The following is a 24,178-nucleotide window of genomic DNA, read 5'->3' on the forward strand; positions in this document are numbered from 1 at the left end:
TCGGAAGTAAAAATGCTTGGTATATTGAGAAGCGCGGCAGGCACCTGGGTCGCGAAGGGGCTGTTGGTGCTGCTGGTGCTCAGCTTTTTGGTCTGGGGCGTTTCCGGACGGCTGATGGGCGGTTTGGCCGGCCATGATTCGGTGATAACCGCTGGCGGCACCAAAGTGTCGATCAACGAATACCGTCTCGCCTATGATCGCCAGCTCGCCGTCATGTCGCAGCAGTTCGGCCAACGTCTCAGCCACGAACAGGCAAAGGCGCTCGGTGTCGACAACCAGGTGCTGGCGCAGCTCGTCTCGGGTGCCGTTCTCGATGAACAGGCCCGCAAGCTGGGCCTCGGACTTTCCAAGGACCGGCTGGCCGAGCTGACACGCGAAGACCCGGCCTTCAAAGGCCCGGGCGGCCAGTTCGATCGCAGAACGTTCGAATATATGCTGCAGCAGATTGGCATGCGACCCGAGGACTATTTGAAGAACCGTGCTCAGGTGGCGGTGCGCCAGCAGATTGTCGAGGCGGTCTCGGACGGCCTCAAGGCTCCGGACACTTTCTTCAAGGCAGTTGCGCTCTATCGCGGCGAAGACCGCACCATCGACTATTTGACGCTGCCCAAGGCACTGGTGGAGCCGATCGCGGCGCCATCCGATAGCGTGCTTTCGGCCTATTTCGAAGCCAACAAGAAGACATATGCGGCACCCGAATACCGCAAATTCTCCTATGTCCGCCTCGAGCCGGTCGACATCATGGATCCGACCGCCGTCACCGACCAACAGGTCAGCGACGACTACAACAAGAACAAGGCGCGTTACACCACGCCGGAATTGCGCACCATCGAGCAGCTCGTGTTCAAGACGCCGGATGCGGCCAAGGCCGCGCTCGATTCGCTCAAGGCAGGCGCCACTTTCGACAAGCTGGTCACGGCGGAAGGCAAGACCCCGGCCGACACGTTGCTCGGCACGCTTGCCAAGGACAAGATCGCCGACAAGGCGGTCGCCGACGCCGCCTTCGCGCTTAACGCCAATGAAGTCAGCCAGGTCGTGCAGGGCGCCTTCGGTCCGGTGCTGCTGCGTGTCACCGAGATCAAGCCCGAAGTGGTGAAGCCGCTGGCCGAGGTGTCCGACCAGATCCGCAAGGATCTGGCGCTGGGCGAGGCAAGCCGCATCCTTCTGGACGTGCGCGACAATTACGATGACACCCGCGCCGCCGGCAGTTCGCTGGCCGACGCCGCGGCCAAGCTGAAGCTGAAGGTCGTCACCATCGATGCCATCGATCGCAGTGGACTGCGGCCAGATGCAAGCATCGTCAAGGACCTGCCGCAATCGCCGGAGCTGATCAAAGCCGTCTTCGACGCCGAACCCAACACGGAAAACGATGCCTTGACCACAGCCGACAACGGCTTCGTCTTCTATGAGGTGGCGTCCATCACGCCGGCTCGCGACCGCACGCTGGATGAGGTTCGTCAGAAAGTCGTGGCCGACTGGACGGCGGCGGAAACAAGCAAGCGGCTCGCCGCCAAGGCTGACGAGCTGGAAAAGCGGCTCAAGGCCGGCGCAACGCTCGATGTCATTGCCAGCGAACTGAAGCTGGAAAAGCAGACCAAGCGCGGTGTCAAGCGCGAGGCTGACGACGTCGATTTCGGCAAGGAAGGTGCCGCAGCGATGTTCGGAGTCGGCGAAGGCGGTACCGGCCTGATCCCCTCGCCTACCGGCGACGGACAGATCCTGTACAAGGTCGCCGAAGTGTTCGAGCCCGCCGGGGCCGATGCCAGCTCGGTGCCGGATGACGCACAGAAATCCTTCACCTCCGGCATGTCGGACGACCTGCTCGACCAATTGGTGGCGCAGTTGCAGACGCAGTACGACGTTCGCGTCGACCAGGCCGCCGTCGCCCAAGCCTCGACAAGATGAGCGCGCTGAAAACCCATATCGCCAAGATCGCGACCGGTAGCGCGCTTTCCTTCGAGGAAGCGCGCGAGGCCTTCGACATCATCATGTCGGGTGATGCGACCCCCGGCCAGATCGGCGGTTTCCTGATGGCGCTGCGCGTGCGCGGCGAGACGGTGAGCGAGATTTCCGGCGCCGTCGCCACCATGCGGGCCAAGATGCTGCAAGTCGACGCGCCGGACGGCGCCATCGATATCGTCGGCACCGGCGGGGACAATTCCCACAGCGTCAATATTTCCACGGGATCGGCCTTTGTCATCGCCGGCAGTGGTGTGCCGGTTGCCAAGCACGGCAATCGTGGCCTGTCCTCGCTGACAGGAGCCGCCGACGTGCTGGTTGCGCTCGGCGTCAAGATCGACATCTCGCCCGAATTCATCGGCCGCTGCATCCACGAGGCTGGCATTGGTTTCATGTTCGCGCCCGCGCACCATCCAGCGATGAAACATGTCGGTCCGACCCGCGTCGAACTCGGCACCCGCACCATCTTCAACCTGCTCGGGCCGCTCTCCAATCCAGCTGGCGTCAAGCGGCAGCTGGTCGGTGTGTTCCTGCCGGAATGGATCCTGCCGGTTGCCGAGACGCTGAAGGCACTGGGTGCGGAGCATGCCTGGGTTGCTCATGGCGACGGCTATGACGAGATCACCACCACCGGCGAGACGCAGGTCGCCGAACTGATCGGCGGCGAGATCCGCAGCTTCACCCTGACGCCTGAAGCGGTCGAGTTGCCGCGCCACAGCAGGGACGAACTGCGTGGCGGCGATGCGGACTACAATGCCAAAGCCTTGCGCGATATGTTGGGCGGCGCTGCCGGCGCCTATCGCGACACCGTGCTGATGAATGCCGGCGCCGGCCTGGTGGTGGCGGGCAAGGCGACGACGCTTGCCGACGGCATCGCGCTCGCCGCGCAAGCCATCGACAGCGGCCGGGCCCTGCAAGTGCTCGACAGGCTGGTCGAGATTTCGAACGGGTAAAACGTGTCTGACATTCTTCGCAAGATCGAGGCCTACAAGCGCGACGAGATCGCGGCGGCAAAGGCACGTGTGCCGCTGGCCGAAATCAAGGCGCGAGCCAAGGACGCCGACGCACCGCGCGGCTTTCTTGCCGCGCTCGAAGCAAAGCGCAAATCCGGCGCCTTTGCGCTGATCGCCGAGATCAAGAAGGCAAGCCCGTCCAAGGGGCTGATCCGCGCCGATTTCGATCCGCCGGCGCTGGCGCAGGCCTATGCCAAGGGTGGCGCTGCCTGTCTTTCGGTGCTGACCGACGCACCGTCCTTCCAGGGCGCGCCGGAATTTCTCACCCGGGCGCGAGCCGCCGTCGCGCTGCCGGCGCTGCGCAAGGATTTCCTGTTCGATCCCTATCAGGTCTACGAAGCCCGCGCCTGGGGGGCGGATGCCATCCTGATCATCATGGCCAGCGTCGACGACGCCCTGGCGAGCGAGCTTGAGGCAACGGCATTCGAACTCGGCATGGATGCGCTGATCGAGGTGCATGATGAGTCCGAGACGCTGCGCGCGCTAAAACTGTCGTCGCGGCTGATCGGCATCAACAACCGCAATCTGAGAACATTTGAAACCAGCCTTAAAACGTCGGAGCGGCTGGCACCCATGGTGCCGGGCGGCCGCCTGCTGGTCAGCGAGAGCGGTATTTTCACCCATGACGACTGCCTCAGGCTGCAAAAGAGCGACATCGGCACTTTTCTTGTCGGCGAGAGCCTGATGCGGCAACAGGACGTCACCACCGCGACGCGCCTGCTTCTGACAGGCAAGGCTTTGGCCGAGGCTATCTGACGATGGTATCAGGCCTGACCCATCTCGGCGCGCAGGGCGAGGCCAACATGGTCGATGTCGGCGACAAGGAAGAAACAACGCGCACGGCGATCGCCGAAGGCTTTGTCGCGATGCAGCCCGAGACGCTGAAGATGATCCTCGCCGGCAACGCGAAGAAGGGTGACGTGCTCGGCACCGCGCGCATTGCCGGCATCATGGCGGCGAAGAAGACGCATGAGCTGATCCCGCTCTGCCATCCGCTGCTGCTGACCAAGGTTTCCGTCGACATCGAGCCGGACCACGCTTTACCTGGCCTGAAGGTCACCGCACTGGCCCGCGTCACCGGCAAGACGGGCGTCGAGATGGAAGCGCTGACGGCCGCTTCGGTAGCCTGCCTGACCATCTACGACATGGCCAAAGCAGTAGACCGCGCCATGGTCATCACCGGCATCTGCCTGGTCGAAAAGACCGGTGGCAAGTCGGGTGACTACAAGGCGAGTTCCTGATGGCGCTGGTTCCTATCGCGGAGGCGCTTGAGCGCCTGCTCGATGGTGCGGCACCTCTAGCCGGCGAAAGCGTTCCTCTGTTCGAGGCGGTGGATCGTGTTCTGGCGGAACCGGTCGTGGCACTCCGTACCCAGCCACCTTTCAATGCTTCCGCCATGGATGGCTATGCCGCTCGAGCCGCCGACGTGGCGTCGGTACCATCGAAACTATCAGTAATCGGCATGGCGCCTGCCGGGCGCGGCTTTGACGGCACGGTCGGCCAGCGACAAGCGGTGCGTATCTTCACCGGCGCTCCGCTGCCCGAAGGCGCCGACACCATCGTCATCCAGGAGAATGTCCGCGACCTCGGCGGCGGCGAAATCGAAGTGACCGAGCCGACGGCGCAATGGCGCAATATCCGTCGCATCGGGCTCGATTTTTCAACAGGCGACATGCTGCTCGAAAGAGGCCGTTTGCTCGACCCGGCGGCACTGTCGCTGGCAGCATCGGCCAACCATCCCCAGGTCAAGGTGGTAAGACGACCGCTGGTCGCCATCATTGCCACCGGCGACGAATTGCTGCCGCCGGGCAGTGATCTCGGCCCGGACCAGATCATCTCGTCCAATGCCTATGGCGTCGCTGCCACCGCACACTCGGTCGGCGCCCGCGCGCTCGATCTCGGCATTGCCGCCGATCGCAAGGAGGCCATCGCCGAACTGGTGCAAAAAGCGGTCGCGGCCGGTGCGGATGTCATCGTGACGCTTGGTGGCGCCTCGGTCGGCGATCACGACCTGATCCACGATGTGCTGACCGGCGAAGGCATGACGCTCGGCTTCTGGAAGATCGCCATGCGCCCCGGCAAGCCGCTGATGTTCGGCCGCCTCGGCGATATCAGGTGCATCGGCCTGCCCGGCAACCCGGTGGCAAGCCTGGTCTGCTCGCAACTGTTCCTGAAGCCGCTGCTGGCGCGGCTCGGTGGCCGCAACCATCGCCAGGACATTCGCCCAGCGCGACTGGGTACCGCAATGCCGGCCAATGATTTGCGCCAGGACTATGTCCGAGCCGTGGTCAGGGAAGATGACGGCGCGCTGGTGGCGACGCCGTTCGGCATTCAGGATTCCTCGATGCTGAGAATGCTGGCCGACGCCAACGGGCTGATCGTGCGGGCGCCGTTTGCCCCTGCAGCAGCCGCGGGCGAGGCTTGCAGCGTTTTGATGCTGCGCTGAGGAATTCCAGGCAAGCCGTTCATAACAGACGAGAAAGTGATCTCGGCTCTAGTTCGAGATCAAGCTCTGCGTCAGCGGATGCGCCGGATCGGTAAGGCCGTCGACAATGTCGTAGTGATGCCGGTCGGGCTCGACCACGGTGCTGGTGGTGGCGCCAAGGCCGGTCCAGATGTTGGCAAGCAACGCATTCTGGCGCAGGAACTCGGCGCGCTCACCGCCGCCGGCCCAGCAGGTGATGCGGGCGCCATCCATCGGGCGCAGCAGGGCTGGGCTTTCAGCCAGCGCCTCCTCTTCGTCGATTGCCAGGTCCTTGTTCATGCCGGTGCGCATGAGCGGACGCAAATCGTGTAGACCTGAAATCGAAACGACATGGCGTATGCGCCGCGCCACATCCGGCGCCAGAGGCGTGGTTGTCGTCACCATCCGGGTGGCGAGATGGCCGCCGGCCGAATGTCCGGTCAGCATCAGCGGTCCGTCAACCATTGCCGCTGCCTTGCCAATCGCCGCCCCGACCTCCCGGACGATGCCTGCGATGCGTATGTCCGGGCACAGCGTGTAGGAGGGCATCGCAACGGCGAAGCCGCTGCCGACCGCGCCATTGGCGAGATGCGACCACAAGCTCTTGTCGGTCTCCAGCCAGTAACCGCCATGGATAATCACCACCAGTCCTTTGGGCGCGGCCTTGGGAAGGAAAAGATCGAGCCGATTTCGCGGCCCGTCGCCATAGGCGATGTCGAGCCGTGCCCGGCTCTCTGCCGAGAGCGCATCGCGGAATGCTGCCGCTGGCTCGGCCCAGGCGGCTGGCCAACGGTCGCTGCCGGCAATGTTCGCGCCGTTGGCATAGGCATCATCCCAATCGACGATGTGACGTTCGAACATCTGCGCCCTCCCCCAAAACGGCATCGCTGTTGCGCTAGCAATGGCCAGCGCCACGCCATGCGTCAATGCTCCAGGGCAAAAACATTTTAGGCTTGAAACAAATTTCGACTGGTGCGATCCTGCCCGTACGAACAGCCGACAATGGGAGGTCTGCTGTGCTGCCCTCACCTGCAGATGTTCACCCTTTCGGCGCGCATCTCCGAGCAGGCGTGATGGGCAGCACGAAGCCTCCTCAGAGCAGGACCTTAGGATCCACCACATCCAGCCAAGGCGCATTGCGCACTGGCCAGGCAGCAGACGGGAGAGCGGCGACATGCTTGGGCCTTCAGCGCATATCGACACGTTCACGCGCGATCACCTGCCGCCGCCGGAGCAATGGCCCGATATACTGCTCGACGGCTTCGACTATCCCGAACGCCTCAACGCCGGTGTCGAACTTACCGACCGGCTGGTCGAGAAGGGCCTCGGCGACCGCACAGCCCTGATCGGCAATGGCCGCCGCCGCACCTACAAGGAACTGTCGGACTGGACGAACAGGCTCGCCCACGCGCTGGTCGAGAATTATGGCGTCGAGCCCGGCAACCGGGTGCTGATCCGCTCGGCCAACAACCCCGCCATGGTCGCCTGCTGGCTGGCTGCCACCAAGGTCGGCGCCGTGGTCGTCAACACCATGCCTATGCTGCGCGCCGGCGAACTGGCCAAGATCGTCGACAAGGCGGAAATCACCGTCGCGCTCTGCGACACCAGGCTGATGGACGAGATGACCGCCTGCGCCAAGGACAGCACCTTCCTCAAACAGGTCATAGGCTTCGACGGCACCGCCAACCATGATGCCGAGCTCGATCGTGCCGCTCTCGACAAGCCGGTGACATTCACCGCCGTCAACACCGGCCGCGACGATGTCGCGCTGCTCGGCTTCACCTCGGGCACGACAGGCGTGCCGAAGGCGACGATGCATTTCCACCGCGACCTCCTGATCATCGCCGACGCCTATGCCCGCGAAATCCTGGAGGTGACGCCGGACGACATCTTCGTCGGCTCGCCGCCGCTGGCCTTCACCTTCGGCCTTGGCGGGCTCGCTATCTTTCCCCTGCGCTTCGGTGCGGCGGCGACGCTGCTGGAGCAGGCGACGCCACCCAACATGATCCACATCATCGAGACCTACAAAGCCACGATCTCCTTCACCGCGCCGACTGCCTACCGCGCCATGCTGAAGGCCATGGATGAAGGTGCCGACTTGTCGTCGCTGCGCGTTGCCGTTTCAGCCGGCGAAACCTTGCCCGCTCCGGTTTTCGAAGAGTGGACGCAAAAGACCGGCAAGCCGATCCTCGACGGCATCGGCGCCACCGAAATGCTGCATATCTTCATCTCCAACCGCTTTGGCGACATGAAGCCCGCGTCGACCGGCAAGCCGGTCGGCGGCTACGAGGCGCGCATCGTCGACGACGAGATGCGCGAAGTACCGCGCGGCGCGACCGGCAGGCTGGCGGTGCGCGGCCCGACCGGCTGCCGCTACATGGCCGATATCAGGCAGAAGGACTACGTGCGCGACGGCTGGAACATCACCGGCGACACCTTCACGCAGGACGAGGACGGCTTCTTCCATTTCGCCGCGCGCTCCGACGATATGATCGTCAGCGCCGGCTACAACATTGCCGGCCCCGAGGTCGAGGCCGCACTTCTGTCACATCCCGACGTCGCCGAATGCGCGGTGATCGGCGCCGAGGACGCCGAGCGCGGCCAGATCGTCGAGGCGCATGTCGTGCTGGTGCAGGGCGTGGCGCCTGACGCATTGACCACCAAGCGCCTGCAGGACCATGTCAAGGCGACGATCGCGCCCTACAAATACCCGCGATCGGTGAAATTCATTGCTGCTTTGCCCAAGACCCAGACCGGCAAGATCCAGCGCTTCCGGCTGCGCACGGAGAAAGTCAATTGAGCGAGCCCTACGATCCGGCGTCCGAAGGCGCACAGATGTCGTTCAACGAGCGCATGTCGTACAGCGACTATCTGCACCTGGAGAAAGTGCTGGAGGCGCAGACGCCGCTGTCGTCGGCGCATGACGAGATGCTGTTCATCATCCAGCACCAGACCTCGGAACTGTGGATGAAGCTCGCTTTGCACGAGATTGGCGCCGCGATCCGCTCGATCCGCGCCGACCGGCTCGAGCCGAGCTTCAAGATGCTGTCGCGAGTCGCGCGCATCTTCGAGCAGCTGAACAATGCCTGGGATGTGCTGCGGACGATGACGCCCAGCGAATATACCGAGTTTCGCGACGCGCTCGGCCAGTCCTCGGGTTTTCAGTCCTGGCAGTATCGCGCCATCGAGTTCATGGCCGGCAACCGCAACCTGGCCATGCTCGGCCCTCACAAGCATCGGCCTGACCTCAGCGGAAAGCTGGAAGCCATCCTGGCCGAGCCATCGCTCTACGACGAAGCGCTGCTGCTTTTGGCGCGCAACGGATTCGACATCGGTGCCGATGCCAGGCGCACGGACTGGCGTGAGACGCGAACCGAGAATGAAGAGGTCCTGGTCGCCTGGCAGACTATCTACCGCGATCCGCAGCGCTACTGGATGTTCTACGAACTGGCCGAGAAGCTGGTCGACTTCGAGGATTATTTCCGCCGCTGGCGCTTCAACCACGTGACCACGGTGGAGCGCATCATCGGTCTGAAGCGCGGCACCGGCGGCACGTCGGGTGCTTCGTATCTGAAGAAAATGCTCGAGGTCGTGCTGTTTCCGGAGCTGTGGACGGTCCGCACTCGGCTCTGACATCATCGAAATGAGAACAGGCTCACCGAAGGGACGCTCTGTGGCGGAAACCCTTCGCGAACAACCGGGGACTGACCATGAGTGGAATTCCTGATCTCGCCGCAGTCGAAGCGATGGATGCCACGGATCCGCTGCGGGCCATGCGCGACCGTTTCATTCTGCCGGAGGGGGTGATCTATCTCGACGGCAATTCACTGGGGGCAGCATCTCATGCCGTTTTCGGCGAGCTGCAGCAGGCGGCGACGCAGGAATGGGCCCGAGATCTTATCCGAGCCTGGAACACGGCCGGATGGTTCGAGATGCCGATCGAACTCGGCGACCAACTCGGACGCCTGATAGGAGCCGCGGCCGGCCAGACCGTTGTCTGCGACACGACATCGACCAACATCTACAAGGTGCTGCACGCAGCGATGGAGATGCGGCCCGGCCGGTCAGCCATCGTCGCCGAAGGTGACAGTTTTCCCACCGACCTGTACATCGCCGAAGGCGTGGCCTCGACCCGGGATGGCGTCCTGCTGCGCCTCGCGGGCGTCGACGCGCCGACCATCGAAGAGCTGATCGACGAAAACGTGGCGGTGGTGCTGGTCAACCACGTCAATTACAAATCGGGTGAACTGCGCGACATGGCGGCGCTGACGCGCAGGGCTCATACGGCCGGAGCGTTGATCGTCTGGGATCTCTGCCACACCGCCGGCGCCCTGCCCGTCGAGCTCGATCAGGCAAATGCCGATTTCGCTGTCGGCTGCACGTACAAGTACCTCAACGGCGGTCCGGGCGCGCCGGCCTTCATCTATGCCGCGCAGCGCCACCACGGCGATATCAGCCAGCCGCTCAGCGGCTGGTGGGGCCATGCGCGGCCCTTTGCCTTCGAACGGGGTTATGTTGCCGGCACCGGCATCCACCGTTTTCTGTGCGGTACGCAACCGGTCCTGTCGATGCGGGCGCTCAAAGGCGCGCTTGCCATCTGGAGCGACGTCGACATGGCGGCATTGCGAAAGAAGAGCGTCGCGCAGACAGAACTGTTCATCCAGCTCGTCGAAGCCAAGTGCGGCGCCTACGGTCTCACGCTGGAGACTACCCGCGACGCGACCAGGCGCGGCAGCCAGGTGTCGTTCCTTCACGACCATGGCTATCAAATCATGCGGGCGCTGATCGAGCGCGGGGTGATCGGTGACTTCCGCGCACCGTCGACCATCCGTTTCGGCTTCACGCCGCTCTATGTCAGCTACAAGGATGTGTGGCTGGCGGTTGAGGTTCTGGAAGACATTCTGCGCACGGGTGCATGGAAGGACCAGCGTTTCGCCGTCAAGGAAGCCGTTACCTGACGCACCGATCCCGGCGATCCGCCGTCGCTGCCCTCACTGCCTGGCAAATGACGGAGAGCTGAATTTCCAGCCAAAATGCCCAACTGACGTTGGCGTTTTGGCTCCGTTTCGTTCACGGCCAACGAACGTCCCGAAGGTTGCAATCGCCCCTTGTCGAGGTCGATCGACAGATAATGCCAAGCTTTGGTAGGGGATAAGCCACAGGTCATTAACCATAACAATTTCAATGTGAGCAGGCGCATTGCCGAAGGTGGCGCCCGTCGATCGTAACCCGCTGGCAAGCGCCAAATAATTTCAGCAGCCTTAACAAATTCATTAAACTTTAAACGGTTGCAGAACACAACTGGAACAGATAGTGTTTGTTCTGGGTTTGTTTTTCGATTCTGGTTTCAGGGAACCTGGGGGCCGCCATGCTGACACGCAAGCAACATGAACTGCTGATGTTCATCCATGAACGCCTGAAGGAGAGCGGCATTCCGCCATCCTTCGACGAGATGAAGGAGGCGCTCGACCTTGCCTCCAAATCCGGGATTCATCGGCTGATCACGGCCCTTGAGGAGCGCGGCTTTATCCGCCGGCTGCCCAATCGGGCCCGCGCGCTGGAAGTGCTGCGGCTGCCGGACTCCATCGCGCCAGGCCTCAATGCGGCAAAGAAGTTTTCGCCAAGCGTCATCCAGGGCAGTCTTGGTCAGGGTGGTGCTCTTGGCCGGCAGATCAAGCCGGCGCCTTCGCGGATGCCTTCGCCCGGCAATGACGACGATGCGGTCTCTGCCGTTTCGATCCCGGTCATGGGTCGCATCGCCGCCGGCGTGCCGATCGATGCCATCCAACATCAGACGCATTCGATTTCGGTGCCGCCGGACATGATCATGGGCGGCGCGCACTATGCACTGGAGGTCAAGGGCGATTCGATGATCGAGGCCGGCATCTTCGACGGCGACACCGTTATCATCCGTAACGCCGACACGGCCAGCCCCGGCGAGATCATCGTGGCGCTGGTCGATGAAGAGGAAGCGACGCTGAAGCGGTTCCGCCGCAAGGGCGCCTCGATTGCCCTCGAAGCCGCCAATCCAGCCTATGAGACACGGATTTTCGGGCCGGACAGGGTCAAGGTGCAAGGCAAGCTCGTCGGCCTGATCCGTCGCTACTGAGACGGCTGTGGGTTGACCACTGGCTTCTCGGGTTTCTTGAAGGGTGCCAGCCCCCTCGCCTCGCGAGAGTATTTGCGTTGCGTGTGCCAGGGCCGATATGGGCTGTCCACCGCGAAGCTGATCGTCGCCGGCGTGGTCGCCGATTGGCGATCGAAGAAGACCGCGGCACTGCCTTTGCGAGCCAGTTGCCGCTTGGTGATGACGAGAACCAGTTGGTTATGACAGGCGTCATAGGCGGTGGCGTCGTTGACGACGATCAGCTCGGCGAAGCCGCAGGCTTTCCAGGTGTCCTTGCGGTCCTCGACATAGGCAATGATCGCACCGGACATGTGCCTGGCCACGCAAACGCCTGAGGAGCAATAGAACGGCGATCCCGGCGGTAGCTCAACGGCATCCGCGACGTCGAATTGCCCATCCCTGTTGTCGAACACTTCCGGAACGACGATGGTTTCCGATGTCAGCGCGCGTTTCCAGTTGTCGACGGTGAATTCGTTCGGCCGTTGCCGGCTAACGGCAAGCTCACCGCCACCGATCGGCAACGCCACCAGCCGGGCGTCTTCCGAGATCAGCACATCGGGCGTGCGCGTATCCGAGACGGTCAGCAAGCCTGCCAACGCGAATGGCAGAGCCGCGAGCCGCAGCCATGTCGTCGCCATCGTCGCGATGACCAGGGCAATGGCCACCAGCAGGACCGACTGTTGCGAAATCAGCCCGACCCCATCGACAGGCGAACGCTCGGAGATCCAGCCCGATATGGCGATCATCATCGTCAGGCCCTTGCCCATCAGGTAGAGAGCTGGCCAATCCAATCCGAAAGGCATCAGCAGCGCGCTGGCGACGGCCAGGAACATGACGACGGTGACGATCGGCATAACCGCGAGATTGGCGAACAGGCTGAGCGGCGACACACGCTGAAAATGCCAGATGGCAAACAGCGTCGTGGCGCTGCCGGCGATGATCGAGGTCATGGCCAGACCAATTGCCGCCAGCAGGAATTTTCGTGTCAGGAACCCGGGCAAGGATCGCTTCGGCGGCGGCGGTCTTGCTTTTCCCGCGCGGTGATCCGCCCAGCCGGCATAAGCGCCGACCAGAGCCGCGGTCGCGGCGAACGACATCTGAAAACTCGGGCCGACCACCTCATGCGGCGACACCACGATGACGGCGATCGCCGAGATCGCCAGATTGCGCATGGTGAGTGCTGCTCGATCGAACAGAACTGCAATCAGCATCACTGCCAGCATGAGGAAGCTGCGCTCGGCGGCGACGACGATACCTGAGATGACGAGGTAGGCTGCGATCGAGAACAGTGCGGCGGCAGCGGCATACTTCTTGACCGGGCGACGCGCGGAAAGATCGGGAAACAAGGCGAAGGCGCCGCGCAGCAACCCCATGATGGTGCCGGCGACCAGAGCCATATGCAGCCCCGAAATGGAGATGATGTGGTAGATGCCGGTACGTCGCATCGCCTCATTGATGTCGTCGGGAATGCCGGCGCGCACGCCGACGATCAGCGCCGCGGCGATCTCGCCTTCGGCGCCGCCGACGCTCGCCCTGATATGGTCGGCGATGCCTTCACGGGCATTTTCCACGCTGGAGGAAATTCGGGCCGACAGCGGCATGTCGCCATCATCGCTGACGACAAGCTTTGGATTGCCGAGAAAGAATCCGCTGCCACCAATGCCGGCAAAATAGCTGTCGAAGGAGAAATCATAGCTGTCCGGTCGCACCGGCCCGGTCGGCGGCAAAAGCTTGGCATATCCAGTGATGAGAGAGCCTGCGGTCACGTCAGCCGGGATCTTGCGTGCCGAAAGCCGCACCCGTTCCGGCGCATAGCGCAGTTTCGGTCTTGCGGTCGATGTTACGTCGATGGTCAGCCGGATACGGCCAGTTTCCATCCGGTCGAGCGAGACGACGCGGCCGGTCACCTGCGTCGAGATTTCCGAGCCCAACATTTGTGTGCCCGCACGCCACGTCTCGACCTTGGCAGCAAGCAGTCCTAGGGCGCACAAAAGTGCCGCCATGAAACACAGATGGGTCTTTGGCCATGAGCGCGAGACCAGCGCACAGATCCCCGTCAGGATGACAACCGCGACAGGTCTCGCAAAGTCGGGTTCAGCCGTCAGCGAAAAATAGCCGATCGCTCCGATCGCAAGGCAGACCGGCACCAGCAGGAAGGCCACGCCCCGGTCGAGTTCCAGGCTCGCCGCCATGTTCACGCTGTGGCGCAGGCGAGGCAGTGATATCAGGCCGATCTGCCGGCGCACGCGCACGATCCTGCCGGTTCCGGCAACCGGAACAGAGGCGGCGACACCCGTTTGCAAGGGCAGCTTGCCGGAATCCGGCACGAGGGGCGACGGCGGCGGCAATGAGGCTGGCAGAGGCGCAAACAGGGACCGTTCGCTGACGCCAATGGCAGCGTCCTCGCCCTGATCCGAGCCCCAGCCTCGTCCAGCCATCGGGTCTGCCCCTTGCGCCCTCGACACCCTATGCTACATGAACGCGCAAAGCGCGAAAGTCCGCGCGACCGCACCCCGCTTCAGATGGTTTCCGAGAGTTCCATGTCCGACAAGGTCGTCACCCGTTTTGCCCCCTCGCCCACCGGCTATTTGCACATAGGCGGCGCGCGCACGGCGCTGTTCAACTGGCTGTATGCAAAGCACACCGGTGGCACGATGCTGCTGCGCATCGAGGACACCGATCGCGAACGCTCCAATGAAGCCGCGACGGCTGCCATCCTCGACGGGCTTTCCTGGCTTGGCCTGAGCTGGGACGGCGAGCCGGTGTCGCAGTTCGAGCGTGCGCCCCGCCACCGCGAGGTGGCCGAGGAGCTCGTGCGCATCGGCAAGGCCTATTATTGCTACGCCACGCCAGCCGAACTGGAGGCCATGCGCGAGGCCGCCAGAGCCAAGGGGCTGCCACCCCGCTACGATGGCCGCTGGCGCGACCGCGCCCCCTCAGAAGCACCCGCAGGCGCCAAGGGCGCCATCCGCATCAAGGCGCCGACCGAAGGCGAGACCGTCGTCCATGACCGGGTCCAGGGCGACGTGCGCTTTCCTAACAAGGATCTCGATGACTTCATCATCCTGCGTTCCGACGGCAATCCCACTTACATGCATGCCGTCGTCGTCGACGATCATGACATGGCCGTCACCCACATCATCCGCGGCGACGACCATCTGACCAACGCCGCCCGCCAGACCGTCATCTACAACGCCATGGGCTGGGACGTGCCGTCCATGTCGCATATCCCGCTGATCCACGGCGCCGATGGCGCCAAGCTATCGAAGCGGCACGGCGCGCTTGGCGTCGAGGCTTATCGCGCCATGGGCTACCTGCCGGAGGCGCTGCTCAACTACCTGGCGCGTCTCGGCTGGAGCCATGGCGACGACGAGATCATGTCGATCAAGGACATGATTTCCTGGTTCGACATCGGCGACGTCAACAAGGGCGCGGCGCGCTTCGACTTCGCCAAGCTGGAGGCAATCAACGGCGCGCATATGCGCCGCATGAGCGATGCCGAACTGTTCGACATCTTCATCGCCACCCTGCCCTACCTCGAAGGTGGCCCGGCGATCGCCGCACGCCTGAACGACAGCACCAAGGCGCAGTTGCTGGCAGCGCTTCCGGGCCTGAAGGAGCGCGCCAAGACGCTGGTGGAGCTCGTCGACGGCGCGGCCTTCCTGTTTGCCACGCGACCGCTGCCGATCGACGACAAGGCGGCCCTTCTGCTCACCGATGACGCCCGCAAGATCCTGCGCAGTGCTCACGAAGCTTTGAACGGGCTTGCGGATGACTGGACAGCCGCCTCGGCGGAGGCGGCGATCCGCGAGGTGGCGGCGGCCGGCAGCCACAAGCTCGGCGCGGTGGCCCAGCCTTTGCGCGCCGCTTTGACCGGCAAAAGCACCTCGCCGGGCGTGTTCGATGTGCTCGCCGTGCTCGGCCGCGAGGAAAGCCTGGCGCGCATCTCAGATCAAATCGATTAGGAGCAAACTGGCCCAAGAAGATTGGCATTGAAAGGCGGGTTTCGCAGTGCAACATTAGGCCTTGGCCCAATCTGGCACGCACCTCCTGAAATGCGGTGGCGAATACGCGCATTGCGGTGATTTTCGACGTGTCGCTCTGCGAAATTTGCCTTTGCCGGCATGAGGAAACAAGAAGGAGTTTGCAATGACCGAAGCTGCGAAAAAACTGGATTTGGGCAAGACCCAAGAGGCCACCGCAACGCTTGAATTCGCCGGCAAGACCCATGAATTCAAGGTGCGAAGCGGTTCGGTCGGGCCTGATGTGATCGACATCGCCTCGCTCTACTCAACCACCGGCGCTTTCACCTACGATCCCGGCTTCACCTCGACGGCAAGCTGCGAGTCCGAAATCACCTTCATCGACGGCGACGCCGGCATCCTGTTGCACCGCGGCTATCCGATCGACCAGTTGGCCGAACATGGCGACTTCCTCGAGGTCTGCTATCTCCTGCTCTACGGTGAATTGCCGACCAAGGCGCAGAAGGACGATTTCGATTACCGCGTGACGCGCCACACCATGGTGCATGAGCAGATGTCGCGCTTTTTCACCGGCTTCCGCCGCGACGCGCATCCGATGGCGGTGATGTGCGGCGTGGTCGGCGCGCTGTCGGCCTTCTATCACGACTCCACCGACATTTCCGACCCCTACCAGCGCATGGTTGCCTCCATGCGGCTGATCGCCAAGATGCCGACGATCGCGGCGATGGCCTACAAATACCACATCGGCCAGCCCTTCATTTACCCGAAGAACGAGCTGAACTTTGCCGCCAACTTCCTGCATATGTGCTTTGCCGTGCCTTGCGAGGAATACAAGATCAATCCGGTGCTGGCGCGCGCCATGGAACGCATCTTCATCCTGCACGCCGACCACGAGCAAAATGCCTCGACCTCGACCGTTCGCCTCGCCGGCTCGTCGGGCGCCAACCCGTTTGCGTGCATCGCCGCCGGCATAGCCTGCCTGTGGGGACCCGCGCATGGCGGCGCCAATGAAGCGGCGCTCAACATGCTTGGCGAGATCGGCCATGTCGATCACATCCCCGAATTCATCGCCCGCGCCAAAGACAAGGACGACCCGTTCCGCTTGATGGGCTTCGGCCACCGCGTCTACAAGAACTACGATCCGCGCGCCAAGATCATGCAGAAGACGGCACATGAGGTTCTGGGCGAGCTCGGCATCAAGGACGATCCGCTGCTCGACATCGCCATGGAGCTGGAAAAGATCGCGCTGACCGATTCCTATTTCATCGAGAAGAAGCTCTACCCGAATGTCGACTTCTATTCCGGCATTACGCTGAAGGCGCTGGGCTTCCCCACCACCATGTTCACCGTGCTGTTCGCGGTCGCCCGCACCGTCGGCTGGATCGCCCAGTGGAAAGAGATGATCGAGGATCCGCGCCAGAAGATCGGCCGCCCGCGCCAGCTCTATACCGGTGCACCGGAGCGGGATTACGTGCCGATCGCAAAGCGGTGAATCAGGAAATAGTGAGTAGTGAGTAGTGAGTAGTGAAGTCGACCATTTCTACTGATTACTGACTACTCACTCTCTTGACATACCGCATCACCACCTGCGCGGCGATCTCGCCGGACGGTCTGCCCGTAGCCATGCGCCGCCTGATCTCTGCAAATCCATCCTTCTGCCAGGCACGCATGCCGCTGTCGGCGAACAGTGCCTCCAATTGCCGGGCAAGATTGTTCGGCTTGATATAGCCGTCGTAGAATTCGGGAATAAGCGCTCGATCCGATATCAGATTGGGCAGCAGCGCCGACCAGACGGAAACGAGGTACGGCGCCAAGATGCGCGCGACCGGGTCGAGCCTGTAGCAGGAAATCATCGGCACGCCGGCCAGCGCCAGTTCCAGCGATACCGTCCCGGACGCGATCAGCGCCGCATCGGCCTTGCCGAAAGCCTGCCATTTGCGCTGGGGATCGACGATGATCTCAGGCTTTTCATCCCAGCGGTTGACAGAAGATTTGACGAGGTCGGTGACATGCGGGACGGTCGGCAGCAGCAGCCGCAGGCGGTGGCCGCGCGCGCGCAGGATTGACACCGTCTCGCCGAACGGGTCGAGCAGCCGCCGTACCTCGCCACGCCGCGAACCGGGCAGGACGAGCAGGGTTTTGACACGATCAGGAGAAAGGTCGCGTGGCAGCTCCTGCGCCTTGGCTGCAGCAAGCAAGCCCGCATCGTGCGTCAGGCGATGCCCAACATAGGTGCCCGGTGGCCCGCCGAGCCGCTCCAACTCCTTAACCTCGAAAGGCAGGATGCAGAGGATGTGGTCGACATAGGGCTTCATCGCGACCGCCCTGCCCGGCCGCCACGCCCACACGCTCGGGCAGACATAGTGGATGATCGGAATCGACGGGTTGGCCGCACGCACCTTTTTGGCGACGCGCAACGAAAAGTCCGGACTGTCGATGGTGACGAGGCAATCCGGCTTTTCGTCGGCAACGGTCTTGGCCAGTTGGCTGATCCGCCGCATCAGGCGCGGAAGGTCGCGCAGGACGGCACTGAACCCCATGAGGGCGATCTCACCGGCATCGAATGGCGAGACCAGTCCCAGCGTCTGCAAATGACGGCCGCCGAGGCCGACGAGTTGCACCTCGCGCCCGGCCGCCTGCCTGAGCGAGCGTACTATGTCGGCGCCGAGCAGGTCGCCGGACTCCTCGCCGGCAACAATCGCGATCTTCAATGCCCTGTCAGCCATTGTGCGGCTCCGTCGTGGCAGGCAGGCCAATGACGAACAGGCCGAGTGCGTTGGCGCGCGCGATGGTTTCAGGACCTTCGAGAACCAGCGAACGTCCCGCCTCGACGGCAATCCCGGCAAGCTCGGCTGCATGCGCTGCTTCGACCGTCTGCAGGCCGATGGACGGAAGATCCGCTCGCAGTTCCTGACCAGGCTTGGCGCACTTGACCAGGACGCCGCGGGTCTTGCCCGCAATACGGCCGTGGCCGCGTAAGAGCTTTGCCCGCTCGAGCAGTCCGGCTGTTCCTTCGATGCCTTCCAGCGCAATGGTCCGGCCACCGATGGCGACCGCGGCCTGGCCGATGTCCAGCGCCCCGATGGCTTTTGCTGCGGCAAGGCCTGCCTCGATGTCACGCCAGTCCGACTTTTGTGGCGCGGCGTTGGTCAGGACGCCTTCGGCGGCGACAAGGCTCGGCACGACTTCATGGGCGCCGACAACTTTTATTCCACGGGCTTCGAGGCCCCTCGCCAAGACCTTCAGCAGGCCATCGTCGCCACGCGCGAGCGCCAAGACGACCAGCGGAATTACCGCGAGCAGGCTGAGACTGGGGCGCAGCGCAAGCAATCGCGGCCGGCGCTTGATCTCGCCTGCAAGCACCAGATGGGTGATCCGGTGCCGCCGTAGCAATGGGACCAGCGAGCCTATACCTTCCAGAGCGAGGCTTTCATGATCGTATCGGGAGAGCTCCGCGATGCGGTCGACCTCGCCTTCCATCAGGATGACGAAGGGCGGATAGCCTTGTTCAGCCGAACCGGCCGCGACTTCGACCGGCAGACTGCCGCCGCCGGCAATGATGCCGACCCTGGAGCCCGGCGGAAGATCAAGACGCGCTGCCGCTGTCTCAGTCTTCGTCATCGACATCGTCGCCATCGCCGCCCTTGAGCGACGGCACAGCATAGTGCCGCTTGCCGCGACTGGTGATGAAATCGATGATCTTCATGGCGGTCGGCGACGACGCGAACTCCGCCTTGGCGAACTCGATGTTCTCGCCAACAGTGCGGGAACGATCGAAGATCATCCTGTAAGCTTTGCGCAGCACAAGGATTTCGGACCTCGGCAGGCCGGAGCGCTTGAGCCCGATGATGTTGAGACCGCGCAAACTGGCGCGGTTGCCGACCGCTATGGCGAAGGGGATGACATCGCCGACGATCGCGGAGCAGCCGCCCAGAAAGGCGTTGTCGCCGATGCGGACAAACTGATGCACTGCGGTCAGGCCGCCGATATAGACGTTGTTACCGACCTCGCAGTGGCCGCCCAGCGTTGCGCCATTGGCGAACGTCGCATTGTTGCCGACGACGCAATCATGGGCGATATGGGCGTAGGCGAGGAAATTGCCGTTGTCGCCGACCGTCGTCTCACCGCGGCTGGAATCGGTGCCGAGATGCATGGTCACGCCTTCGCGGATCGTGCAGTTCCTGCCGATGACCAGGGTGGTTCGGCCGCCCTTGTGCTTTGTGTTCTGCGGCGGCGCGCCCAATGTCGCCATCGGGTAGACCTTGGTCGAGGCGCCGATCGACGTCGCGCCCATCACCGAGACATGACTGACCAGTTCGACGTCGTCGCCGATCACCACATCGGCGCCGACATGGCAGAACGGCCCGATGCGCACACCTTGGCCGATTTTGGCGCCTTCCTCGACAATGGAGGAAGCATGGATGGATGTCTTGATTTTCATAAGCACTCGATCGTCAGTCGCTGGTGACCATCATGGCTGAAATCTCGGCCTCGGCCGCCTTGGCGCCGTCGACCATGGCTTCACAAGCGAATTTGAGCAGGTTGCCGCGTTTCTTGATTTTCTTGACATAGATCTTCAACTGGTCGCCGGGAACGACCGGTTTGCGGAATTTGGCGTTGTCGATGGTCAGGAAATAGACCAGCGACGGCTTTTCGGTACCCAGGCTGCGGATACAGATGGCGCCGGCCGTCTGCGCCATCGCCTCAACGATAAGCACACCCGGCATGACCGGCTGCTCAGGGAAATGGCCCTGAAAATGCGGCTCGTTTATGGTCACGTTCTTGATGCCGATGGCGGATTCGTCACCATCGATGTCGACGATACGATCGATCATCAGGAACGGATAGCGGTGCGGCAGGAGCTTCATCAGCCCCATGATGTCGACCGCTTCCAGCGTCGTCGACGTGATCATGTCAGCCATTGCCTCCCTCGCCCTGTTTGCGGGTCCTGGCGAGCTTGCGCAGCATGGCTATCTCCCGCATGGCTTCCGCCATCGGCTGTGCCGGATAGCCGCCCCAGATCTCGCCTGCAGGGACATTGCTCATAAATCCACTTCTGGCGGCAAGCTTGGCCCCTGTCCCTATGGTCAGGTGATCCGCAAGCCCCACGCCGCCGCCCATGGTGACATTGTCACCCACGACCACAGAACCCGAAATACCCGAAAGCCCGGCTATTATGCAATTGCGGCCGATGCGGACGTTATGGGCGATCTGCACGAGATTGTCGATCTTGGTGCCTTGGCCGATGATCGTATCGGACATGGCGCCGCGATCGACGGTGGTGTTGGAGCCGATCTCGACGTCGTCCTGGATAACGACACGGCCGATCTGCGGCACGCGTTCGGGACCCTTGGCCCCGCCGACGAACCCAAAACCATCCTGGCCTATCCTGGCGCCGCCATGAATGATGACGCGATTGCCGATCAAGGCATACTGGATGCTGGCGCCCGGACCGACATAGCCGTCGCGGCCGATCTGGCAGGATTGTCCGATGACCGCATTCGGGGCGATGACAGTACCGCTGCCGATCGAAGCGCCTGGCCCGATAACCGCGCCGGCCTCGATGACGGCACCGGCTTCGACATGCGCGGTCGCATCGACATGAGCGTGCGGCGAGACGCCGGTTTCACTGGTCATCGGCCCTGGTGTCGCCGCCCTCGGAAACAGCAGACGCCCGATCAGCGCAAAGGCCTGTTGCGGGCGCGGATGAATGAGAACGGCAACGCTTGCCGGCGCCTTGCCGGCAAATTCCGCCGGGCACAGGACCGCGGCAGCCCGCAGCGACGGCATCAGCGCGGAATTACGCTTGCCGTCGACAAAGACGAGCGCATTCTCGCCGCCCTCGCTGGCCGGCGCGAGTGCTTCGATCGAAATATTGGAGTGGCCGGAATCGACAAGCACCGAGCCGGTCAGATTCGCGACTTCGCCCGCCGTATACCGGCGTGATGGCGCGAAGAACACCGGATCGGTCATTCCAGAAGCTATATCCAGCTAGGTCGGAACATTTCTCCCGGACCCTGAAGACCCGGGAGCATCGTTGGCCGCCGATCAGAAGCGGGTCGATATGCCGAAGTTGAATTCCTGCACGTCGTCGCGCGCTTCCTTCTTGACCGGGATCGCATAGTCGATACGGATCGGACCGAACGGCGACGCCCACATCAGGCCGAGGCCGACCGAGGCACGCAACTTCATGCCGACCGAGTCCTGAGTAACTCCAGCGGTGTCGACCTTGCTTCCATAAAGGGTTGCCGCGTCCGCGAAGACAGCGCCGCGCAAGCCGAAGCTCTCCGGAATGACCGGCAGCGGGAACTGGGCCTCCGCCGACGCATTGAAATAGGTCGTGCCGCCGAGGTGGTCGCCCGTAGCAATATCGACAGGACCGATACCGCCATAAGCGAAGCCTCGGATCATGCGATCGCTGCTCTGGAACTGATCGAAGATCCGCAGACCATCGCTGCCGTATCCTTCAACATGGCCAGCGCCACCTGAAATGAGCCCGACCAGGTCGTACTGCTCCGACAGCGTCTGATAGATGCTGCCGCGCCCCGTGACCTTCACGAACTTCGCATCACCACCGAGGCCTGCGACCTCCACGGTCGTGGTGGCATAGATACCCTCGTGTGGGTTCTTCATGTCATCGATCGTGTTATAGACCAGACCGAGACTGACCGACGATTTGATCCATGGGCTTTCCGCAATACCCTGCTTAATTGCCGTAGAGAGGTCGCAATCGCCAAGGACACCATCAGCGTTATCATCGCAACTGTCGTCGTATTTATATTTTTCCTGAGCGATATTATACGCCAGCTGCGTCGTGATGCTGTCGGTGATCGGCAGGCCGAAACGCACGGTCGCACCCGTGGTGTCACTGTCGTAGTGATCGTAGTTCCGGGTTTGCTTGAAGATGTCAAAGCCGGCGGCGATGCGCCGTCCAAGGAAATAGGGCTCGGTGAAGGACAGGCTGTAGTCGCGCGAATTCTTGCCGCCGCCCGCAGACACCTTGATGAACTGACCGCGACCGAGGAAGTTGCGCTCGGTCACCGAGCCTTCGACCGACGGACCGGCCGTGTCGCCACCGGTCGAATAACCAGCCCCCACCGAGAACTCGCCGGTCGACTTCTCAACCACGTCGACCACCAGAACGACCTGGTCGGGCTGCGAGCCAGGCACGGTCGAGATGTCGACTTTCTCAAAGTAATTCAAGTTTTCCAGGCGCTTCTTCGCGCGCTGGATGAGCACCTGGTTGAAGGCGTCGCCTTCGCTGACGTCGAACTCCCGGCGAATGACATAGTCACGCGTGCGATCGTTGCCGCGGATCTCGATGCGCTCGATATAGGCCTTGGTGCCCTGGTCGATCGTATAGACCACCGAAATGGTGTGGTTCTCGAAATTGCGGTCGCCGCGCGGCGTGACCTGCGCGAACGCATAGCCGGAACCGGCCACCTTCTCGGTCAGCGCGATGATGGAATCCTCGACGTTCTTGGCGTTGTAGACGTCACCCTTGTGGGTCTCGATCACCGATTCCAGCGACTTGCCGTCGACTTCAGGGATCGTGCTCTCGACGCTGACATCGCCAAACGTGTAGCGGTCGCCTTCCTGGACGGTGATGGTGACCGTGTACTTGTTCGTCGCGCTGTCGAGCTCGCCGACGGCGGACACGACCTGGAAGTCGGCATAGCCGTGATTGTAGTAGAAGCGGCGCAGCAGCTCCTGGTCCGCGCGCAGCTTGTCATCGTCGTAGACGTCGTCACGCAGGATGAAGGAAACCCAGGACGAACGCTTGGTGTTGATGATATCCGACAGGCGGCGGCTGGAATAGGCGCTGTTGCCGACGAAATTGATCGCCGCGATCTGCGTGCGATCGCCTTCGGCAATGTTGAAGACCACATTCACGCGATTGTCGCCAAGCTGCATGACCTGCGTGGTCACGGTCACGTCGTCGCGACCAATGCGCTTGTAGGCAGCCTTGACCGACTCCACGTCGGCATCGAGCGTCGCCTGCGAGAACGTTCCGCGCGGCTTCAGCTGCACCGCCGCCGCGAGCGCATTGTCCTTGAGTTTCTTGTTGTTCTGGAACAGCACCTGGTTGACAACCTGATACTCGGCAACCTTGACCACCAGCGTCGAGCCGACCTGGTTGATCTGCACGTCCGAAAACAGGCCGGTGCCAAACAGTGCCTTGACCGCACCGTCGATATCGGAACTGGAGAAAGCCTTGCCCGGCTTGATGGTGATGTAATTGCGGATGGTCTCAGCGTCGATACGCTGGTTGCCGCTTACTTCGACTCTGCTGACGACAGCGGCTTCAGCCGCCGATGTGGCAACGAACTGCACTGCGAGCGCGCCTGGCACGATCATGGCCGCGGACAGGGTCACCGCGGACGCGGCGCTTAGAAACTTGGATGCTGCCTTCATCGGGCTTAATAACCTTTTCTCGTAGTCCCCACGGCGAGAAAACCGGACGTGCGGTAATTTCCCCTACCGTATTAACCGGATTTTCCCTACACGCAAGGCTTCTGGTTAATTTGTATTTACTTAACCCTGCGGCGTGGCTTTCGCGTCACTCATATCCCCTTGCATGGTAAACGGCGTCTCAACATCGTCCATGCAGAAGCCAAATTTCTTCATGATT

Annotated in this window: 19 protein-coding genes; 11 read left to right on the plus strand and 8 right to left on the minus strand. The window is 62.6% G+C overall.

Features of this window, described 5'->3' with window-relative positions:
* Positions 1-12 precede the first annotated feature (12 nt).
* From A9K65_RS22075 to glp, 5 genes are read left to right on the plus strand one after another with little or no spacing between them, the layout of a single operon-like run.
* Positions 13-1,905, plus strand: coding sequence for a SurA N-terminal domain-containing protein (locus A9K65_RS22075; RefSeq protein WP_013531737.1), 1,893 nt, complete (start codon positions 13-15; stop codon positions 1,903-1,905).
* Positions 1,902-2,912 (plus strand): anthranilate phosphoribosyltransferase, encoded by a 1,011-nt coding sequence (trpD, locus tag A9K65_RS22080; protein ID WP_064995872.1) that lies wholly within the window; start codon positions 1,902-1,904, stop codon positions 2,910-2,912. The genes A9K65_RS22075 and trpD overlap by 4 nt, the downstream gene beginning before the upstream one ends.
* A 3-nt stretch (positions 2,913-2,915) precedes the next feature.
* On the plus strand, positions 2,916-3,728 hold the full coding sequence (gene trpC, locus A9K65_RS22085; RefSeq protein WP_064995871.1) for an indole-3-glycerol phosphate synthase TrpC: 813 nt from the start codon (positions 2,916-2,918) through the stop codon (positions 3,726-3,728).
* 2 nt (positions 3,729-3,730) lie between these two features.
* Positions 3,731-4,213: a cyclic pyranopterin monophosphate synthase MoaC gene (gene moaC, locus A9K65_RS22090; RefSeq protein ID WP_064995870.1), complete on the plus strand. Its 483-nt coding sequence runs from the start codon at positions 3,731-3,733 to the stop codon at positions 4,211-4,213.
* Positions 4,213-5,418 carry a gephyrin-like molybdotransferase Glp gene (gene glp / locus A9K65_RS22095; RefSeq protein ID WP_064995869.1) on the plus strand — a complete coding sequence of 402 codons (1,206 nt, stop codon included), beginning with the start codon at positions 4,213-4,215 and terminating at the stop codon, positions 5,416-5,418. The genes moaC and glp overlap by 1 nt, the downstream gene beginning before the upstream one ends.
* Positions 5,419-5,466: 48 nt before the next feature.
* On the opposite strand, the gene A9K65_RS22100 is transcribed toward glp, so the two are convergent.
* The gene (locus tag A9K65_RS22100; protein ID WP_064995868.1) at positions 5,467-6,297 is read right to left on the minus strand and encodes an alpha/beta hydrolase; all 831 of its coding nucleotides are present in this window, start codon (positions 6,295-6,297) and stop codon (positions 5,467-5,469) included.
* A 313-nt stretch (positions 6,298-6,610) separates the two neighbouring features.
* Here A9K65_RS22100 and A9K65_RS22105 point away from each other — a divergent pair, with 313 nt between their 5' ends.
* The 4 genes from A9K65_RS22105 (at position 6,611) to lexA (ending at position 11,545) form a co-directional block, all read left to right on the plus strand.
* Entirely contained in the window at positions 6,611-8,236 is a 1,626-nt protein-coding gene (locus A9K65_RS22105) for an AMP-binding protein (RefSeq protein WP_063167974.1), read from the plus strand.
* Positions 8,233-9,069, plus strand: coding sequence for a tryptophan 2,3-dioxygenase (gene kynA / locus A9K65_RS22110; RefSeq protein WP_013531744.1), 837 nt, complete (start codon positions 8,233-8,235; stop codon positions 9,067-9,069). Before A9K65_RS22105 ends, kynA begins: the two co-directional genes overlap by 4 nt.
* A 77-nt stretch (positions 9,070-9,146) precedes the next feature.
* Positions 9,147-10,394, plus strand: a complete 1,248-nt coding sequence (gene kynU, locus A9K65_RS22115; protein ID WP_064995867.1) for a kynureninase — start codon at positions 9,147-9,149, stop codon at positions 10,392-10,394.
* Positions 10,395-10,804: 410 nt separating this feature from the next.
* Positions 10,805-11,545 (plus strand): transcriptional repressor LexA, encoded by a 741-nt coding sequence (gene lexA / locus A9K65_RS22120; protein ID WP_013531746.1) that lies wholly within the window; start codon positions 10,805-10,807, stop codon positions 11,543-11,545.
* Here the strand turns inward: lexA and A9K65_RS22125 are convergent.
* The gene (locus A9K65_RS22125) at positions 11,539-14,001 is read right to left on the minus strand and encodes a ComEC/Rec2 family competence protein (protein WP_064995866.1); all 2,463 of its coding nucleotides are present in this window, start codon (positions 13,999-14,001) and stop codon (positions 11,539-11,541) included. The genes lexA and A9K65_RS22125 overlap by 7 nt on opposite strands.
* Before the next feature lie 102 nt (positions 14,002-14,103).
* Here A9K65_RS22125 and gltX point away from each other — a divergent pair, with 102 nt between their 5' ends.
* Together gltX and gltA are read left to right on the plus strand one after the other, a co-directional pair.
* On the plus strand, positions 14,104-15,528 hold the full coding sequence (gene gltX, locus A9K65_RS22130; RefSeq protein ID WP_013531748.1) for a glutamate--tRNA ligase: 1,425 nt from the start codon (positions 14,104-14,106) through the stop codon (positions 15,526-15,528).
* Positions 15,529-15,712: 184 nt separating this feature from the next.
* Entirely contained in the window at positions 15,713-17,038 is a 1,326-nt protein-coding gene (gene gltA, locus A9K65_RS22135) for a citrate synthase (protein WP_013531749.1), read from the plus strand.
* Positions 17,039-17,093: 55 nt separating this feature from the next.
* Here the strand turns inward: gltA and lpxB are convergent, their stop codons facing one another.
* From lpxB to bamA, 6 genes are all read right to left on the minus strand, one after another.
* A complete protein-coding gene (lpxB, locus tag A9K65_RS22140) occupies positions 17,094-18,272 on the minus strand; it encodes a lipid-A-disaccharide synthase (RefSeq protein ID WP_064995865.1) in 1,179 nt (392 codons plus the stop codon).
* Positions 18,265-19,182 (minus strand): LpxI family protein, encoded by a 918-nt coding sequence (locus tag A9K65_RS22145; protein ID WP_064995864.1) that lies wholly within the window; start codon positions 19,180-19,182, stop codon positions 18,265-18,267. Before A9K65_RS22145 ends, lpxB begins: the two co-directional genes overlap by 8 nt.
* The gene (gene lpxA / locus A9K65_RS22150; RefSeq protein ID WP_013531752.1) at positions 19,154-19,987 is read right to left on the minus strand and encodes an acyl-ACP--UDP-N-acetylglucosamine O-acyltransferase; all 834 of its coding nucleotides are present in this window, start codon (positions 19,985-19,987) and stop codon (positions 19,154-19,156) included. The genes A9K65_RS22145 and lpxA overlap by 29 nt, the downstream gene beginning before the upstream one ends.
* Before the next feature lie 13 nt (positions 19,988-20,000).
* On the minus strand, positions 20,001-20,468 hold the full coding sequence (fabZ, locus tag A9K65_RS22155) for a 3-hydroxyacyl-ACP dehydratase FabZ (protein WP_064995863.1): 468 nt from the start codon (positions 20,466-20,468) through the stop codon (positions 20,001-20,003).
* On the minus strand, positions 20,461-21,519 hold the full coding sequence (gene lpxD / locus A9K65_RS22160) for a UDP-3-O-(3-hydroxymyristoyl)glucosamine N-acyltransferase (protein ID WP_013531754.1): 1,059 nt from the start codon (positions 21,517-21,519) through the stop codon (positions 20,461-20,463). Before lpxD ends, fabZ begins: the two co-directional genes overlap by 8 nt.
* 75 nt (positions 21,520-21,594) lie before the next feature.
* Entirely contained in the window at positions 21,595-23,961 is a 2,367-nt protein-coding gene (gene bamA, locus A9K65_RS22165; RefSeq protein WP_064995862.1) for an outer membrane protein assembly factor BamA, read from the minus strand.
* Between the last annotated feature and the right edge of the window lie 217 nt (positions 23,962-24,178).

This window comes from Mesorhizobium sp. WSM1497, from assembly GCF_001672455.2.
GTDB classification, from domain to species: domain Bacteria; phylum Pseudomonadota; class Alphaproteobacteria; order Rhizobiales; family Rhizobiaceae; genus Mesorhizobium; species Mesorhizobium ciceri.

Excerpts from the sequence above, each read along its gene's own strand:
- A9K65_RS22075 (WP_013531737.1), top strand. The coding sequence starts at position 13 with ATGCTTGGTATATTGAGAAGCGCGGCAGGCACCTGGGTCGCGAAGGGG.
- trpD (WP_064995872.1), top strand. The coding sequence starts at position 1,902 with ATGAGCGCGCTGAAAACCCATATCGCCAAGATCGCGACCGGTAGCGCG.
- moaC (WP_064995870.1), top strand. The coding sequence starts at position 3,731 with ATGGTATCAGGCCTGACCCATCTCGGCGCGCAGGGCGAGGCCAACATG.
- glp (WP_064995869.1), top strand. The coding sequence starts at position 4,213 with ATGGCGCTGGTTCCTATCGCGGAGGCGCTTGAGCGCCTGCTCGATGGT.
- A9K65_RS22100 (WP_064995868.1), bottom strand. The coding sequence starts at position 6,297 with ATGTTCGAACGTCACATCGTCGATTGGGATGATGCCTATGCCAACGGC.
- A9K65_RS22105 (WP_063167974.1), top strand. The coding sequence starts at position 6,611 with ATGCTTGGGCCTTCAGCGCATATCGACACGTTCACGCGCGATCACCTG.
- kynU (WP_064995867.1), top strand. The coding sequence starts at position 9,147 with ATGAGTGGAATTCCTGATCTCGCCGCAGTCGAAGCGATGGATGCCACG.
- lexA (WP_013531746.1), top strand. The coding sequence starts at position 10,805 with ATGCTGACACGCAAGCAACATGAACTGCTGATGTTCATCCATGAACGC.
- A9K65_RS22125 (WP_064995866.1), bottom strand. The coding sequence starts at position 14,001 with ATGGCTGGACGAGGCTGGGGCTCGGATCAGGGCGAGGACGCTGCCATT.
- gltX (WP_013531748.1), top strand. The coding sequence starts at position 14,104 with ATGTCCGACAAGGTCGTCACCCGTTTTGCCCCCTCGCCCACCGGCTAT.
- gltA (WP_013531749.1), top strand. The coding sequence starts at position 15,713 with ATGACCGAAGCTGCGAAAAAACTGGATTTGGGCAAGACCCAAGAGGCC.
- lpxB (WP_064995865.1), bottom strand. The coding sequence starts at position 18,272 with ATGGCTGACAGGGCATTGAAGATCGCGATTGTTGCCGGCGAGGAGTCC.
- A9K65_RS22145 (WP_064995864.1), bottom strand. The coding sequence starts at position 19,182 with ATGGCGACGATGTCGATGACGAAGACTGAGACAGCGGCAGCGCGTCTT.
- lpxA (WP_013531752.1), bottom strand. The coding sequence starts at position 19,987 with ATGAAAATCAAGACATCCATCCATGCTTCCTCCATTGTCGAGGAAGGC.
- fabZ (WP_064995863.1), bottom strand. The coding sequence starts at position 20,468 with ATGGCTGACATGATCACGTCGACGACGCTGGAAGCGGTCGACATCATG.
- lpxD (WP_013531754.1), bottom strand. The coding sequence starts at position 21,519 with ATGACCGATCCGGTGTTCTTCGCGCCATCACGCCGGTATACGGCGGGC.
- bamA (WP_064995862.1), bottom strand. The coding sequence starts at position 23,961 with ATGAAGGCAGCATCCAAGTTTCTAAGCGCCGCGTCCGCGGTGACCCTG.